Origin of the sequence: Desulfobaculum sp. SPO524 (assembly GCF_044987625.1) — a bacterium.
Classification (GTDB): Bacteria; Desulfobacterota; Desulfovibrionia; order Desulfovibrionales; family Desulfovibrionaceae; genus Desulfobaculum.
Genome location: NZ_JBJDSB010000006.1, coordinates 22,267 through 39,236, shown reverse-complemented (window position 1 = coordinate 39,236; position 16,970 = coordinate 22,267). Strand labels below are relative to the sequence as shown.

Sequence of the window (16,970 nt, the reverse complement as noted above, 5' to 3'; positions counted from 1 at the left end):
TTTGGGCGCTGAGGCGTGGTGTATGCGCCCATGGGCGTGAATTGGGCCGAAAACGACAGGAATCTGCCGCGTTCACGCGGGCTGGGGCCTGCGGGCTTGCTCATCGGCGCAAGTGCTGGTAGGTGGGGGAGGTTCATTTATCAAGGAGAAAACCATGCTGTCACTCGGTTGGATCGCTATTACCTATCTTCTGGGCGCCGTGCCCTTCGGACTGTTGGTCGCCAAGGTCTGCTGCGGCATCGACCCTCGGCTTGAAGGCAGCCGCAACACCGGGGCCACCAATGTGGCGCGCCTGTGTGGCTTCAAATATGGCGTGTTGGCGCTGATTGGCGACCTTGGCAAGGGCTTTGTGCCTGTGCTGGTTGCGGGCATGTTCAGCCAGTCCAAGGTGTTTTTGGGCTGTGTGGCCCTCGCCGCCGTGCTGGGGCACGTGTATTCCGTGTTCCTGAACGGCAAGGGCGGCAAGGCCGTTGCCACCACGGTTGGTGTGTTCCTCGCCCTTGCGCCGTGGTCCACGGTCATTTCCGCGCTGCTGCTGGTGGTTGTGGTGCTGGCCTCGGGCTACGTGTCCCTCGGCTCCCTGACCCTCGTCACCGTACTGCCCATTTTGCTGGTGGTGACGGGTGAGTTCACCCTCGCTCTCTTTGCGGCCCTTATCGGTGTGCTGGTCTATTGGCGGCACCGCGACAACATCGCCCGCCTTGCCGTAGGCGAGGAAAAGCCGTGGAGAAAGGCGCACTAGCCTCTCCGCGCCCGCTTTTGTACACAACAGGCCCCGGCTTTGCCGGGGCCTTTGTTTTGCGCGGTGTTCTGCGCGTTCTTGCCTGCCGGGCTTTTTCACGCTATCTCTAGGGATTAGAAGTGCTTTGGCCGCCGCGACTCAACCCAATGGATGGCGCATGTCCCAGCTGAACGTCCTGCTTGTGCACCGCGACCCGCTCGTGAGGCAGTCCCTTCGGGAACTCCTTGGCGAAGCGGATTTTTGCCGCGTGCTGGGCGAGGCCGTCACCGGCGAGGAAGCCCTCGCCATGCTGGAGCACATCCCCTACGGCGTCATTTTTACCGCGGTGGACCTGCCCGGCGAGGTGTCCGGCTTTGAGCTGGCGCAAGCTCTGTCCGGGAAAAAGCACAAGCCCGCCATGGTCTTTATTGCCGAGGATGAAACCCTCGCCTTTACCGCCTTTGAGATGGGCGCCACGGACTACCTGCTGTGGCCGGTGAAGGGTGAGCGCTTTGGCAAGACCATCCAGCGCCTGAAGCAATTCCGCGCCCACTATAAGGAAATACCCGAGCCCGCGCACTGGAAGGAACCCGCCGCCGAGGTGAGCGAGGAAGCCACGGTGCAGGTGCACCTTGGCGACGAGGATGAGGACCGCTTTCTCAAGGCACTCTCGCAGGCGTGGGACTACACCAGTCAGGCGCGGCAGGTGGACATCGAAAAGCTGGCCGTCACCATGGACGGGCGCACCCTGCTTATCCCCTACACCCAGATTATCTTTGTTGAGGCCTACGAGGATTATTCCTACGTGCACACGGCCAAGCAAAAGTTTTTAACGTCCTACAGGTTGAAGAATCTGGAGGACCGGCTGCGCATGCACAGATTCTTCCGCGTGCACCGCAAATATTTGGTGAATCTGGACATGGTGACGGAAATCGCCTCGCTTCCGGGCAGCAACTTTATGCTGCGAACGGCGGGCAAAACGCGCATTGAGCTGCCCATCAGCCGCAGGCGCATTGCCGAGCTGAAGAAAATTTTGGGGCTGTAGCCCAACCGAATATGCTTTCCCGCGGCGACCGCTTACCGCGCCGCACGGCCCTTTGGCCGAATAGTCGCCGCTTGGCGGCTCCACCTGCGCTATGACAAAGAAGCGGTGGTGGAAACTGCGTAACCATGGAGTTCGAGATGGACCATACAGGAGCTGTTGACGCCTTGTTGCAGGAGGAGCGGGTCTTCCGTCCTCTTCCGCAAATCGTCATCGAGGCGAACGTCAACCCGCAGGAATACCGCATGGCCCTTGAGAAGGCCGAGCAGGACGTCCTGTCCTATTGGGAGGACGCCGCGCACGAGCTGGACTGGTTCAAGAAGTGGGACGCCGTGCTCGATGATTCGAAGGCCCCGCAATACACGTGGTTTCCCGGAGCCAAGTGCAATATCGTCTACAATGCGCTGGACCGGCACATCGACTCCCCCAACAAAAACAAGCTCGCCCTCATCTGGGAGGGCGAACCCGGCGACCAGCGCAAATACACCTACTATGAGCTTTACCGCGAGGTGAACCGCTTCGCCAACGCCCTGCGCTCGCTGGGTATTGGGCGCGGGGACCATGTGGTGTTGTATATGCCGCTGCTGCCGGAGGTCACCATCGCCATGCTGGCCGTCGCCAAGATTGGCGCGGTGCATACCTTGGTCTACGGCGGCTATTCCGCCAAGGTCCTGCGCGACCGACTGCGCGATGTGGGAGCCAAGCTCCTCGTCACGGCCGATGGCTTCTACCGCAACGGCAAGGTCATCAACCTCAAGCATATTGTGGATGAGGCCCTGTCCGGCGCGGATGCGGGCGGCGTGGAAAGTTGTGTGGTGGTGCACCGGGCCAATGTTGAGGCCGAAATGCACGAGCCGCGTGACCTCTGGTACGCTGACCTTGTGCGCCGCGAAAGCCCGGAGTCCCCGACGGAAGTGCTCAATACAGACGATCCGCTGTTCATCCTGTACAGCTCGGGCACAACGGGGACGCCCAAGGGCATTGTGCACTCCCACGGCGGCTACATGGTGGGCGTGAACCGAACCCTGAACTGGGTCTTCGACATCAAGCCCACGGATATTTTTTGGTGCACGGCGGACGCCGGGTGGATTACCGGGCACAGCTATGTGGTGTACGGTCCGCTCATCGCGGGAACCACTACCGTCATGTATGAAGGCTCGGCCCTGTACCCGCAGGCGGACCGCCTGTGGGACGTGGTGGACCGCTATGGCGTGACCATCCTCTACACCGCGCCGACCCTCATCCGTATGCTCATGCGCTATGGCACGCAGTATCCCCGGCAAAAAGACCTCTCCACCCTGCGCCTTTTGGGCACGGTGGGCGAGCCGTGCAACCCCGAGGCGTGGGTGTGGCTGTACAAGAATATCGGTCATTCCGAGTGCCCCATCATGGATACGTGGTGGCAGACCGAGAGCGGCATGATTCTCATCTCGCCCTTGCCGCTGTCGCTCCTGAAGCCCGGCTCCGTCAACCGGCCCATACCGGGCATTGACGCCGATGTTGTGGACGCGCAGGGCCAACCCGTGCCCGCGGGCAAGGGCGGCTTTTTGGTGCTGCGCCAGCCGTGGCCGGGCATGATGCGCGGCATCCACGGCGCGCCGGACGCCCTGCGCGAAGACTACTGGGAGCGCATCCCCGGCGGCGTGTATTGCGCCGGCGACGTGGCGCGCAAGGACGCCGACGGGTATTTTTGGATTCAGGGCCGCGCGGATGAAGTGATGAATATTGCCGGGCACCGTATTGGTACGGCCGAGGTGGAGAGCGCGCTGGTGTCCCACAAGGCCGTGACTGAGGCGGCGGTAATCGGCGTGCCGGACTCCATCAAGGGCGAAGTGGCCAAGGCTTTTGTGGTGCTGGCCGAGGAGTGGGACGCTGACGGGGCGTCGCTGGACGACCTTGTCCGCGCCCTGCGCGCCCACGTGCGCGCCGAGCTTGGCTCCGTTGCGGAAATCAAGACCATTGAACCGCGCGCCAGCCTGCCCAGAACGCCCAGCGGAAAAATTTTGCGGCGGCTTCTGCGCGCCGAGGAACTTGGCGAGGACCCCGGCGATATGCCCTCCCTTGTGCAGGACGACGACGCCTAGCCGCCGCGCTGGGGCGCTTGGGGCTGGGCCGGCGCCATGTTCCCGAGGGCCGCAGGAGCCGCCGTGCTCAGTCATCGACCGTGGCCGGTAGAGAGGGTGGGGCGCTGCGCTGGAGTCCGCACGGCCTTGCGCGGCAGGGCGGCGCCACCGGCGAGGCGCGTTGCCGCAGAGCGTCCCCCCGCCCCGACTCAAAAAGCGAGCCCCCCGCATCACGTGGATGCGGGGGGCTCGCTTTTTGGGCCGGAGGGCCGCGTTTTAGTTGGGCTGGATGTCAAACAGGCCGCAGTCGTCCATGGCCATGTAGATTTCCCGCGACACCCAAGCGTCGGTGGCGGCGTAGGCAATCTGCTGTTTGGTCAGGCGCGGGTTGGCCCAGTTGGTACAGCGCGCGCTCTTGGAGATGCGAAAGCCCAGAAACTTGGCCGCGAGGTTGCGCAGGCCGTGGGTTTCCAGCTTGAGCGCTTGCGCAACTACGCCAAGGTCCACAAAGCCGTCCTCGGGAAAGGACTTGATGTTTTGCAGGTCCTTGATGTCGTCGCGCACGGCCACGCCGGTCTTCACGATGGCGGGGTTGGACAGCACGTCGCACAGCCCGTCCGGGAACTCCAGCTTGGAGAGTTGGAAGATGAACACTTTGTCCGCCGTCGCCAACTGGATGAGGGACGGCGGATAGTACTTGCCTTTGCGAAAGGCGGGGCGGGATTCCGTGTCAAAGCCAAGGACCCGTGCGGCGCTGAGTGCATTCAGCGCATCCGGCACGGCCTCTGGCGTATTCACGAGTTCCGTCTCGCCTTCCCAGGCCCGCAGGGGGAGGGCCATAATTTCGTCTTTTGCGATTTTACCCTGATATTTCGATATATCCGTCATAAGCATTGGTTGTGTCCAGCCGCCGCTTTCGCGGCGGCGTGTTTGCTTTAGCCTAGTTGTGCTCGCGGGTCTTTGTAAAGGTGATGTCCGGGCACCGCTCCACGGTGGACTCCAGACGCCACATGCTGTTGGGCAAAAAGACCAGATCGTCCTGCGCATCCAGGGCAAGGTCGCCCATGTAGTTTTTGCGGAAGGCGTCCAGGTCGCGCTGGTTTTCGGCGCTGACCCAGCGGGCGGTGTGCAGGTTTACCGGCTCGTAGGCCGCATCAACGCTGTACTCGTTCTTGAGCCGGGCGACAATAACTTCAAACTGCAGCACGCCGACAGCGCCCATGATGTAGTCCGAGTTGGTCAGCGGGCGGAAAAGCTGCACCGCGCCTTCCTCGGCCAACTGCATGAGGCCCTTGTGGAGCTGCTTGGTCTTCAGCGGGTCGCGCAGGCGCACGCGGCGGAAGTGCTCCGGCGCAAAGTTGGGGATGCCCGTGAACTTGAGGGCTTCCTTGTCCGTGAAGGTATCGCCGATCTTGATGGTGCCGTGGTTGTGCACACCGATGATGTCGCCGGGGTAGGCTTCATCGACGTTGGCGCGGTCCTGCGCCATGAAGATGGTGGCGTCCTTGATTTGGATGTCCTTGCCGATGCGGTGGTGCTTAACCTTCATGCCTCGGGTGAACTTGCCGGAGTTGATGCGCATAAAGGCGATGCGGTCGCGGTGGCGGGGGTCCATGTTGGCCTGAATCTTAAACACCACGCCGGAGAAGCCCGTTTCCGTGGGGTCCACTTCACGGGTGGTGGTGGGGCGCGGACCGGGCGCGGGAGCCAGCTCCACAAAGTGGTCCAGCAGCTCGCGCACGCCAAAGTTGTTGATGGCGCTGCCGAAGAAGACGGGCGTTTGCTCGCCCTTCAGGTAGCGCTCCTTGTCAAAGGGATTGGCCGCGCCCTGCAGAAGCTCCACTTCGTCGCGGAGCTGCCCGGCTTGCTCGCCGAGGTATTCGTCCAGCAGCGGGTCGTCAAGGCCCTTGATGATGACGCCTTCCTGTACTTCTGCGCCCTTGTCAGGGCTGAACAGGTGCAGGGTGTTGTCCACAAGGTTGTAGGTGCCCTTGAAGTCCAGCCCCATGCCGATGGGCCACGTCATGGGCGCGCATTCGATCTTGAGGTTTTCTTCAATGTCCGCCAGCAGGTCCAAGGGGTCCTGACCGTCGCGGTCGAGCTTGTTGATGAAGCTGATGATGGGCGTGTCGCGCAGGCGGCAGACGTCCATGAGCTTGGCGGTCTGCGTCTCAACGCCTTTGGCCGAGTCAATGACCATAAGGGCGGAGTCCACAGCGGTGAGCACGCGGTAGGTGTCTTCGGAAAAGTCGGCGTGGCCGGGGGTGTCGAGGAGGTTAATCTCGTAGCCCTTGTGCTCGAACTTCATGACCGAGGAGGTCACGGAGATGCCGCGTTCCTGTTCCATTTTCATCCAGTCGGACACGGCGTGGCGCGAGGCCTTGCGCGACTTGACGGTGCCGGCCATCTGAATGGCGCCGCCAAAGAGCAGCAGCTTTTCGGTCAGCGTGGTTTTACCGGCGTCCGGATGGCTGATGATGCCGAAGGTGCGGCGCTTGGCCACCTCGCGGCGGATTTCATTTGCAAGAGCGGTATTGGACACAAATCACTCCAAGGAGGACGCGGTGTCGCCAGAGTCTTTCCCAGCGGCGTGGACGTCCTGCATGTGTTGTAGAAAGGCGGGTTTCTCAGCGGCGGGCCGCTGTTTTACGGCGTATTCCACGCGGCAGGCGGTGACCCTGTCGGCAAAGGTGGCATACGCCTCCAGCCGGACTGGTCCGCGTCCGCGGGTATAGCGGGCACCCTTCCCGGAATTATGTTCGTTTAGGCGGCGATGGATATCCGTGGTGACGCCACAGTACAACGAGTTGTCCGCGCAGCGCAAAAGGTAGACGTACCAAGGAGTATGAGGCGCGTTGTCCATGCTTGCCCAAATGAAGGTGTGAGAAACAGAATCCCCGCCCGGGCGGACCCGGGCGGGGAATGACTACCAAAAGGTCAGAAAGTGCAGCACCTTAGATGCGGCCTTCCTCCACGGCGTGGCAGGCAACAAAGTGCCCTGCCGACGGCTCAATGCGCTTCGGGATTTCCCTGCGGCATCGCTCGTTGGCGTGGCGGCAGCGGCCGTGGAACACGCAGCCCGTAGGGAGGTTGATGGGCGTCGGCACGTCGCTGGAAAGCTTGACGTGATCCGATCCCTTCTGCCCCAGCTTGGGGATGGCCGACAACAGCGCCTGCGTATACGGATGCAGGGGATCGTTGAAGAGCTTGTCGGCTTCTGTGAGTTCACACAGCGTACCAAGGTACATCACGGCCACGCGGGTGGAGATGTGCTCCACAACCGACAGGTCGTGACTGATGAACATGTAGGTCAGGCCGCGCTTGTCCTGCGCGTCCATAAGCAGGTTCAGAATCTGCGCCTGAATGGACACGTCCAGCGCGGAGATGGGCTCGTCCGCCACGATGAATTCCGGGTCCACCATCAGCGCGCGGGCAATGGAGATGCGCTGGCGTTGGCCGCCGGAGAATTCGTGGGGGTAGTTGCCGGCCCAGCCGGGGCGCACGCCAACCAGACCCATCACTTCCTCCAGCTTGTCACGCACTTCGGCGTCGGAAAGGGTGGGGAAGTGGAAGCGCAGCGGCTCCTCCAGAATCTGCTTGACCGTCATGCGCGGGTTCAGGGACGCGTAGGGGGCCTGAAACACCATCTGCATTTTGGCGCGGTAGGGCATCATCTGGCGGGCGGTGAGGCTGTCGTACCGCTCGCCGCGGTAGCGCAGCTCGCCGCTGGTGGGCGCATACAGGCCCATCACCGTCCGGGCGAGGGTGGACTTGCCGCAGCCGGACTCGCCAACCACGGAGAGCGTCTCGCCGGGGAAGATGTCAAAGGTCACGTCGTTAACGGCTTTGACAAGGGTCTGCTCGCGGCGAATCTTGCCGCCGCTGAACTTAATCTGGTCCAGCATGCCGCCGGAGATATCAAAGTGCTTAACGACGTTTTTAACGCCGAGCAGCGGATTGGTCGTATCGACAGAAGTCTTCACAGAGAGTTACCGTCCTTCCCTATACACAGTGGCAGGCAACAAGGTTTCCGGATTCGCGCGAGGTGAGGAGCGGCAGCTCCGTCGTACACTGCGAGGAGCACATGTTGCAGCGCGGGTGGAAGGCGCAGCCCTTGGGGATGCTGAGCAGGCTGGGCATCACACCGGGAATCTGTGCCAGCCGCGCGCCCTTGGCGCCGCCGGCCTGAGGCAGGGCGCTGATGAGGCCACGGGTGTAGGGATGCAGGGGATTCTTGATGATTTCGTCAGTCAGGCCCATCTCGATGACACGGCCTGCGTACATGACGGCGATCTTCTGGGTCACCTGCGACACGACGGCGAGGTCATGCGTGATGAGGATGAGACCCATGTTTTCGGTCTCGCACAGCTCTTCCAGCAGGGCCATGATTTCGGCCTGAATGGTCACGTCCAGCGCGGTGGTCGGCTCGTCGGCAATGATAAGGCTCGGCGAGGTGAGCAGGGCGATGGCGATGACGATGCGCTGGCGCATGCCGCCGGAGAACTCATGCGGGTACTGCTCCAGGCGTTTTTCCGGCGAGGGAATGTACACCTTGCGCAGCTTTTCAATGGCGATGGCCTCGGCGTCCTTGCGCGAGATGTTTTGGTGCGCCTGCAGGGTTTCCACCATCTGGGTGCCGATGGTCAGCACGGGGTTCAGGGTCATCATGGGATCCTGAAAAATCATGCTGATGCGGTTGCCGCGGATGTGGCGCATCTCGTCGTAGGACAGGGCCGATATATTTTCGCCCTCAAGGCGGACGCTGCCGGACTCAATGTAGCCGGGCTTGCTGATCAGGTTCAGGATGGCAAAGCCGGTGACGGACTTGCCAGCGCCGGATTCGCCGACCAGACCCATACGTTCGCCCGGATTCAGGGAGAAGCTCACGTTGTTCACCGCGGGCAGGGTGCCCTTGCGCATGGCGAACTTGACCGTCAGGTCATGGACTTCCAGCAGCTTGCCGGTCTCGTTGGTTGTGTCTTGCGGTTGAATCTTCACGGCTTACTTCTTGTACAGTTTGGGGTTGAGGAAGTCGCGCATCCAGTCACCAAGCAGGTTGATGGACAGGATGAGGCCAACCAGCACAATGCCCGGGAAGATGGTGATCCACCAGGAGCCGCTAAAGAAGTACTCAAAGCCGGACTTGATGAGCGAGCCGAGGGACGGCTTGGTCACGGGCATGCCCAGACCGATAAAGGACAGGGCGGCCTCACTCATGATGGCGTTGGCAACCTGCACCGTGGAGATAACGAGCACCGGGGTGAGCGTGTTGGGCAGGATGTGACGCCACATGATGCGGCGGGACGGCAGGCCGATGACGCGGGCCGCTTCCACATATTCCTTGCTCTTTTCGGCCAGCACAGAGGCGCGAACGGTACGCGCATACTGCGGCCACTCGGCAAAGCCGATGACGAAAATAAGGAACGGCACGGCAATCTGCTCGTATTTGGCCACGCCGAAGGCGGCCTGACAGATGGCGCCGAGGAAGATGGCCACCATATAGGTGGAAAATGACAGCTGCACGTCAGCCACACGCATGAGGATGGAGTCCAGCTTGCCGCCGCGGTAGCCGGCCACAAGGCCGATAAGGATGCCGAGCATGGCCTGCAGGCTCACGGCGCCAAGGCCGATAACCACAGACACACGGGTGCCGTAGAGGATGGTGGACAGGAGGTCGCGCCCCTGTGCGTCGGAGCCGAGGATGAAGTTCGGGTCCGCGCCGTCCATCCAGATGGGCGGCAGCTCGGAATCCATGATGCTGATTTGCGATGTGTCGTAGGGGTTGGTCGGCGCGGTGATGGGCGCGGAAAAACCGGCCACCACGAAGAAGACCAACATGATGAAGCTCCCCATAGCCAGCGGATCGCGCAGGAAGCTATAGAGGAAGTACGACTTTTTGAAGCGTTTCCAGATGCTCATTATTATTTCCTACCTGCAACCCTGACCATGGGGTTCACCAGGCCATAGATGATGTCCACAACGGTGTTCACGCACACGAAGATGGCGCCGACGAACACAAGATAGGCCACCAGAAGCGAGGAGTCTGCGCGCTCCACAGCTTCCAGGAAGATGAAGCCCATGCCCTGCCACTGGAAGACCGTTTCGGTCAAAACGGTAAAGGCAATCATGGTGCCCAGCTGCACGCCGCCCACGGTGATGACCGGGAGCAGGGTGTTTTTAAAGCCGTGCACAATGAGGATGCGCCACGGCCTCAGGCCCTTGGCGCGGGCAAATTTCATGTACTCGGCTTCCAGCACTTCCTTCATTTCCGCGCGGATAAGGCGGATGAACAGCGGCAGCATAACCGAGGACAGCGAGATGCCCGGCAGAATAAGGTGCTTCAGACCATCCGCCGTCAGGAAGCCGGTGCTCCAGAATCCCCACAGCATAACGGTTTCGCCGCGTCCATATGATGGTAGCCAGTGCAGTTTCACCGAGAAGAAATAGATGAGCAGGATAGCCGTCAAGAAGACGGGGATCGAGACGCCTATGATTGACCCTCCCATGAAGAATCGTGAGAGGAATGCATTCGGTTTACATGCCGAGTAGATACCTATCGGAATGGAAAGAACCAAGATGATGATGGAAGCAACGATGACCAGCTCCAGCGTAGCCGGGGCCTTTTGCATGATGACTTCCAGAGCGGGCTGCTTGAAGAAGAAGGACTGGCCAAGGTCGCCGTGAGCGGCGTCCTTGACGAAGCGAACCCATTGGACGGGGAGCGGGTCGTTAAGCCCCAGCTCCTCGGCAAGGCGCGCCCTTTCGGCGGCGGACACGGATATGCCCACGATATCCCGGATCGGGTCGCCGACGGCCTGCTTGATGCCAAAACCGATGACGCTGATAACCAGCATCACGATGAGTGCCTGCGCAATGCGGCGAACTGTGAATGCGAACATGGCCTATGCTTGTTGTGAGTTTGCGGATTCTGCGGTCGCGCCCGAGAAGGGCGCAACACCCTGAATGGGAAGGCGAAAGCCTTTGTTCGGCCCGGCCGCCAAAGGGCGACCGGGCCTGCAAAAGCTTTCACCGGAGCGGGTGGGATTTACACTTTTGTGGTCAATTATGCAAGTCCTCAACGACTCCGACCAAGCTGGCTACTCGACGATCAGGTCGCCAAAGTAGGGGAAGTTCATCACGTTGACGATGTCGTCCACGTTCTTGCACTTGGGGGCGGCGGCCCAGGAGAGGTGCTGCCAGTGCAGGGGCACGAAGGCGGCGTCATCATAGATGATGCGTTCGGCCTTCTTGAGGATGGCGCTACGCTTGGCCGGGTTGGTCTCGGTCATGGCAGCGTTGATGAGGCTGTCCACTTCCTCATTGCAGTAGTTGCCGCTGTTGTACTGGCCGATGCCAGCTTCGAGGTCGCGGCACATCAGCAGGTACTCGGTGTAGTTGCTGGAGTCTTCGGTGTCGGGGTGCCAGCCAACCATCTGGATGTCGGCAACCTGAGCGTCGAACTGATCCCAGTACTGGGCCTTGGGCATGGTCTTCAGGTCAACACGGATGTTGATCTTGGCGAGCATGGCAACAAAGGCCTGCGCGATCTTGGCGTCGTTCACGTAGCGGTTGTTGGGGGCGATCATGGAGCAGGTAAAGCCGTCGGCGTAGCCTGCTTCCTTCATGAGCTGCTTGGCCTTGTTCAGGTCGAAGCGGGGCTTCAGGTCTTCCTGGAAGCTCACGTAGCCTTCGGGGGCCTGCTGACCGGCAGCGGTGGCGCGGCCCTTCATGATTTTTTTGGCGATGCCCGCGTTGTTGGTGGCGTAGACAATGGCCTGACGCACACGCTGGTCAGCGAACTCGGGGCGGCGCTTCTGGTTGAGCTGCAGGGTGATGAGACGGGAGCCGGGCATGGTGATCAGGTTCACGCGGGGGTCGCCGTCGATGCGGTCGTAGTCCTGGGGCGGCACGGGCATGATGAAGTCAACGTCGCCGGACAGGAGGGCAGCCACACGGGTTGCGGCCTGCTTGATGGGCGTGAGGACGAGCTCGTCAACATTGCCGGAGTTCTTGTCCCAGTACTCGGGGAAAGCCTTGAAGACCATGCGCACGCCGTGCTCGCGGTGGGTCACGGTGAACTTGCCGGTGCCGGACTCGTGGTTCAGGGCGAAGGAGGGGCCAATCTTGACGATGGCGTCCTTGGGCTTGCCGGACTCTTCGTCCATGCCGGTGTAGAACTTGCTGTCCATGGGGAAGATGTAGGTCGCCATGTTGAGCAGCAGGGGGTACGGCTTGGTGGTCTTGATATCGATGGTGTAGTCATCGATGATGGTGGGCTCATCAAAGAGCGTGAACAGGCCCTTGTAGTCCTGGCTTTTTTTCAGGCGGGCGAGGGTCCACTTCACGTCGGCAGCGGTGAAGGTGTTGCCGGAGTGGAACTTGACGCCCTTGCGCAGGTAAAAGCGCATGGTCAGGGGGTCGATACGCTCCCATTTCACGGCAAGGCGCGGCTCGAAGGCCATGTCCTTGGTCCAGCGGATGAGCGGATCAAAAACGAGGTGGGAGTACTGGAGCATGCCGCCGGACAGCTGCACATGCGGGTCAAGGGAAACCGGGTCGGCATCAAATGCGACCTTCAGCGTCTTTGCCGAAGCCATGGAGCTCATGCCCACGACCATAACGGCGCAGATGCATGCAATGATAAAACGTCTCATCAAGCACCTCCAAATAGGTAGTTGGGTGACAATACTGTCATGGGCTACAGGCAGCCCCCGCCTGCAGCCTGATGCGCATCTATGAGAAATGCGTATCTTTTCGCGGCAATACCGAAGATACGGCGCGAAAGCAATGTTGCTGGAGGTGCGGTGGAAAGCAAGACGCAGACACCACACGCCCCTTTTCGTCCTGTGGCAGGTATCCAAAACGAAACCACGGGGATGGACGACGTTGGACACTCTTACATTTTCATGACGAAATTGACAATATGAAAGTGGATACGGGGACTTGCGGCCGCAGCTATTGTGGAAATTGGCTGTGGTGGGATGGTGGGATTCTGCGTTTTTGTCAAAACGTGACGCGGTCCGGGCGTTGCGGGGGGTGTGCCGCTTCGCACCGGACCGGTCAGGAGGATCCAAGCACGCTGTTTGGAGGACGGAGGCGCTGGGCCGTTGCCTGCGCCGCCAATGGCAGGGGGCGGCGTATAAGGCAGAGGCGAACCACGCGATTATAGATTATGCGATGTGTTCGGTTTGCGCAAGGGGGGATGCGAGTTTTTCCATGGATTGCAGCATACTGCTCACTTTGTCGTACGCCACGGGTTTTCCGAAAAGAAAACCCTGCACCATGTCGCATTTGAACTCCTGCAGCAGGTCCAGTTGCTGCTGTGTTTCCACGCCTTCAGCGATGACGTCTAGCCCCATACTTTCGGCCAGCACCGTCATGGACCGCACGGTGCGGCGGTCTTCTGTGCTGGTGCAGATGGTGTTGGTGAAGCGTCTGTCCACCTTGACGGTATCAATGGGAAAGCGCTGGAGGTACGACAGCGACGACTGCCCGGTCCCGAAGTCGTCCAGCGCAATGCTTACCCCAAGGCGTTTGAGGCGGCGGAAGGTCTCCAGCGCGGCGGGCGGGTCGGACATGGCCGCGTGCTCGGAAAATTCCAGCGTCAGGCGTTCCGGGGCCAGCCCGGACTCCCGCAGGCAGGCGGCGATGGAGGTGGTGATGCCGGAATTCTGCAACTGGAGGGATGATATATTGATATGCATAGTGAAGTCCCCCGGAATATGGGGCGACTGAACAAGGCGCGCCATGTCCGCGCAGGCCTTGCCGATGACCATGGTATCCAGTTGCGCCACAAAGCCGCAGTCCTCGGCAACACCAAGGAAGTCCGCAGGGCTGAGCAGGCCCCGCTCCGGGTGCCGCCACCGCACCAGCGCCTCAACCCCGGAGACCGTGAAATCCTTTGTGTTGAAAAGCGGCTGGTATTGGAGTTCAAACTCGTCGTTGGCCGCGCCGCTGTGCAGGTCGCGCTCCATGGTCAGCATCTGCACGGTCTGTTCGTGCATTTCCTTGTTGAAGACCATGAAGGTGGCCTTGCCCATGCCCTTGGCCTGATACATGGCGGTATCCGCGTCGCGCAGGATGGCTTCGGTATCCGTGTACTGCGTGCCCTGCAGGACAATGCCGATGCTGGCGGAGATGGTGATGGTGGATTGCGCGGTGACGTAGGGCCGCCCCACCTCGCCTTGAATGCGTTTGACGATGGAGATGACCTCACGCGTGGAGTTGAAGTCCTCCAGCAGGATGGCGAATTCGTCGCCGCCGAGGCGGGCCATGGTGTCCGTGTTGCGCAGGGCGGGCTTCAGGCGCGTGGCGACACGGGTGAGGAGTTCATCCCCGACATGGTGCCCAAAGGAGTCGTTGACCTTCTTAAAGCCGTCAAGGTCAAACAGCAGCACCGCAAACTGGTAGGCCGCGTGGCGCTTGGTGCGCTGGAGGGCGCGCTCCAGGCGCTCGGAAAAGAGGTTGCGGTTCGGCAGGCCCGTCAGCGGGTCGTGCAGGGCAAGGCGCGCGAGTTCCTCTTCGTTCTGCTTGCGCTGGATGGCCATGGCCACCTGCTCCGACACCGAGACCATAAGCTCCACGTCCAGCTCGGAGAATTTGTGCGGGTCCGCATAGTCCTGTGTGGACATGACCCCGATGACCTTGCCGTCCAGCATGAGGGGAACGCCCAGCCATACCTCGGACGGTGTGCCAATGACCTCCACGGCCATTTGCTGCTCGCGGTGCAGCAGTTGCGGCTGGCCTGTGCGTATGACTTCCATGTTCATGCCGCGTACCGAGGTGGACGAGATATTCTCCAGCGCGCTCAGGTGCGTTTCCACCTCGTCATGCAGGTAGCGGAATTCCAGCCGGTCCCGTTCTTCGTCCACAAGGGCGATGATGAGGTTGTCCGCGTCAATATACGCCTTCAGCGCCGCGTGGATGGAGGAGAACAGGTGGTCGAGGTCGCGCGTGGTGCTGATGGCGTTGGAGATGTGGAACAGCACGGCATTGACGTTTTCCGTGTGCTTGCGCTCCGTGATGTCGGTATGCGCGCCCGCCACGCGCCGGATGGAGCCGTCCTCCGCGCGCAGCCCCGCCCCGCGGCCCAGAATCCAGCGGTAACTGCCATCCGTATGCCGCAGGCGGTATTCCACCTCAAAGTGGTTTTGTGTGCCGTGGATAACCGTATGGTTGCAGGCCAGCACCCGTTGTTTGTCGTCGGGGTGGATGCGGTCCATCCAAAGGGTGACGGCCTTTGGCTCCTCCGCAGGACTCAGGCCGATGATTTCCAGCCAGCGCGGGGAAAAATAGACAGTGTCCGTCGTCAGGTCCCAGTCCCAGATGCCGTCGTTGGCACCGGCCACCGCAAGGGCGTAGCGTTCCTCGCTGGATTTGATGCGCTCTTCGTAATGCTTGCGGGTGGTGATATCGCGCAGGGTTTCAATGCCCCCGGCCGGGCAGCCGCAGGTGTCCGGCAGGCGCGCGGCGGTTATCCATAGATACGCTCCCTCGCCGCCACGTAAATTCGGGTGGAAGGTTTCGCAGCGGATAACGTCTCCGTCCCGCGTGATATTGTCGTACACGTCAGGGAGTTCGGCGCCGTTCAGGGCGTCCAGCAGGAGTGGGCGTTTTTCGTCACCAAAGAAAATCCGCGCAATCTCCGTTGACGGCGCGCCCAGCATTTGCGCTTTGCTTGCGCCGGTCATGTCCTCAAGAGCCTTGTTCCACGCAAGAATTCGCTGTTTCTCGTCCACCACAAAAGTTGGGTCCGGCAGGTGCTCAAGGATGTCCGCCAAGCGCTGGCGCGAGGTTTTTTCATGGTGCATCACATTGCGGAACATGCCCAGAACGCCCGTTGCCAGCAGGAGCAGCAGCAAAACAACCCACGCCAAGGCCTGCTGGGTGTGCAGGTCAGACAGCGTATGGGCAATCTCGCGCTCCGGGGCCGAGAGGACGACCGAGAACCGAGCATTGGCAAAGTGCGCCTGTGTCCATGCCACCAGCTTGCGCGAGACTTCCAGCCCGCGCATAAGCGGAAACGTGTAGGCGTCCGTGCCCGAAGGCTCCGACGTGATGCGTTTATCCACACGGAGAAGGTCCTCAAACCCCTTGTGCATGCCCTCAAAGATGTTCTGCCCGATGATGTCCGTTTCATGGTCGTACAGCACCGTACCCTCACCATCCACGAGGAAGCCCGCGCCGTACTGTCCGGACCGGAGTGGCGCGATGAAGAGGTTCGCCAGGTGTTCCAGGTTGACGATGATGGCCAGCACCGCCGGATCCCCAGTGTGCGGCGAGAGCGGATAGAGCAGCCCAAGGCGCTGGTCGCTGGGTGTTACGACAAGCGGGGCAACATAAGGCCCGCCCGGAATGTCATGCGCGGCAAGGCGGTGGGCTTCGACCCATCGGACAATGGCCTCCGAAAGGCGTGTGCCTGGTTCGGCCTCGCCAAGCAGCAGTGGCGAGCCGTCGTCAGGGAGCAGGACCATCCCCGCCACCAGCGGGCTGCCACGCAAAATGGAAAGCAACTCCGGCGCATTCGCCCGCGGGGACGAAACAAGACGCGACGGCGTAATGGCCCGCAGTGCGCCGCGTATCGTCCCATCAAGGTCCGACAGCGACTGCTTGAAGCCCTGCGCCGCAATGCGCGTTTGGACATGTTGTTGGTCGTTGAACGTTTGTTCGTGACGCTCAATGGCGTTGCGCTCAATGGATGACGTCACAAGTGCAAAGACCGCTACGACTGTCGTAACGCCAAGCAGGACTTTGAGCGTCAGAAGCATACTTCTGTTGGCCCATATCCTTTTGAGTACATGAGGGTGCTGCATGGATGGCGGATAGCTTACGCAAAAGGAGGCATAAAAACAATATGATGCCGCAATATTGGTAGCCCCATGTCATGCGTAGCGGGTGTCAACACGGCTTCAAACTGTGAAGAAGGTGAAAAGTGCTGGCAGGTAAGTGCTTTCGGCTGTTGCGTTGGCGCATCCACAGGCGAAAGACAGCGCAAAATCAATGTCTTGGGCAGGGCTTCACATGGTGAAGTCGGGTGTAAAGCATTCTCCAAAATGTGGAGTCACTCCCCAGCAGCGGCGGTGTAAGAAGGAATTTCAGGCAAAGGGCAAAGAAAAAGGCCCCGCCGGAAGCGGGGCCTTTTTTG

At 60.9% G+C, this 16,970-nt stretch carries 12 protein-coding genes; 3 read left to right on the top strand and 9 right to left on the bottom strand.

Going from position 1 to position 16,970, the window contains the following annotated elements; translation table 11 throughout:
• The first annotated feature begins 154 nt into the window (after positions 1 to 154).
• From plsY to acs, 3 genes are all read left to right on the top strand, one after another.
• Positions 155 to 742 (top strand): glycerol-3-phosphate 1-O-acyltransferase PlsY, encoded by a 588-nt coding sequence (gene plsY, locus ACI3L3_RS15610; RefSeq protein ID WP_404846081.1) that lies wholly within the window; start codon positions 155 to 157, stop codon positions 740 to 742.
• 157 nt (positions 743 to 899) lie between these two features.
• Positions 900 to 1,766 (top strand): LytR/AlgR family response regulator transcription factor, encoded by an 867-nt coding sequence (locus ACI3L3_RS15605; RefSeq protein ID WP_404846080.1) that lies wholly within the window; start codon positions 900 to 902, stop codon positions 1,764 to 1,766.
• Positions 1,767 to 1,903: 137 nt separating this feature from the next.
• Positions 1,904 to 3,847, top strand: coding sequence for an acetate--CoA ligase (acs, locus tag ACI3L3_RS15600; RefSeq protein WP_404846079.1), 1,944 nt, complete (start codon positions 1,904 to 1,906; stop codon positions 3,845 to 3,847).
• A 255-nt stretch (positions 3,848 to 4,102) separates the two neighbouring features.
• Here the strand turns inward: acs and ACI3L3_RS15595 are convergent, their stop codons facing one another.
• The 9 genes from ACI3L3_RS15595 to ACI3L3_RS15555 form a co-directional block, all read right to left on the bottom strand.
• Positions 4,103 to 4,720: a 3'-5' exonuclease gene (locus ACI3L3_RS15595; protein ID WP_404846078.1), complete on the bottom strand. Its 618-nt coding sequence runs from the start codon at positions 4,718 to 4,720 to the stop codon at positions 4,103 to 4,105.
• Between the two features lie 46 nt (positions 4,721 to 4,766).
• Complete coding sequence (locus ACI3L3_RS15590) at positions 4,767 to 6,368, bottom strand: peptide chain release factor 3 (protein ID WP_404846077.1); 1,602 nt, start codon at positions 6,366 to 6,368, stop codon at positions 4,767 to 4,769.
• 3 nt (positions 6,369 to 6,371) lie between these two features.
• Complete coding sequence (locus ACI3L3_RS15585) at positions 6,372 to 6,689, bottom strand: GIY-YIG nuclease family protein (RefSeq protein WP_404846076.1); 318 nt, start codon at positions 6,687 to 6,689, stop codon at positions 6,372 to 6,374.
• Between the two features lie 91 nt (positions 6,690 to 6,780).
• Complete coding sequence (locus ACI3L3_RS15580; RefSeq protein WP_404846207.1) at positions 6,781 to 7,731, bottom strand: ABC transporter ATP-binding protein; 951 nt, start codon at positions 7,729 to 7,731, stop codon at positions 6,781 to 6,783.
• A 97-nt stretch (positions 7,732 to 7,828) separates the two neighbouring features.
• A complete protein-coding gene (locus tag ACI3L3_RS15575) occupies positions 7,829 to 8,746 on the bottom strand; it encodes an ABC transporter ATP-binding protein (RefSeq protein WP_404846206.1) in 918 nt (305 codons plus the stop codon).
• 81 nt (positions 8,747 to 8,827) lie between these two features.
• On the bottom strand, positions 8,828 to 9,745 hold the full coding sequence (locus ACI3L3_RS15570; protein ID WP_404846075.1) for an ABC transporter permease: 918 nt from the start codon (positions 9,743 to 9,745) through the stop codon (positions 8,828 to 8,830).
• A gap of 2 nt (positions 9,746 to 9,747) precedes the next feature.
• A complete protein-coding gene (locus ACI3L3_RS15565) occupies positions 9,748 to 10,725 on the bottom strand; it encodes an ABC transporter permease (RefSeq protein WP_404846074.1) in 978 nt (325 codons plus the stop codon).
• 198 nt (positions 10,726 to 10,923) lie between these two features.
• The gene (locus ACI3L3_RS15560) at positions 10,924 to 12,480 is read right to left on the bottom strand and encodes an ABC transporter substrate-binding protein (protein WP_404846073.1); all 1,557 of its coding nucleotides are present in this window, start codon (positions 12,478 to 12,480) and stop codon (positions 10,924 to 10,926) included.
• 516 nt (positions 12,481 to 12,996) lie between these two features.
• The gene (locus ACI3L3_RS15555) at positions 12,997 to 16,593 is read right to left on the bottom strand and encodes an EAL domain-containing protein (protein ID WP_404846072.1); all 3,597 of its coding nucleotides are present in this window, start codon (positions 16,591 to 16,593) and stop codon (positions 12,997 to 12,999) included.
• Positions 16,594 to 16,970 lie beyond the last annotated feature (377 nt).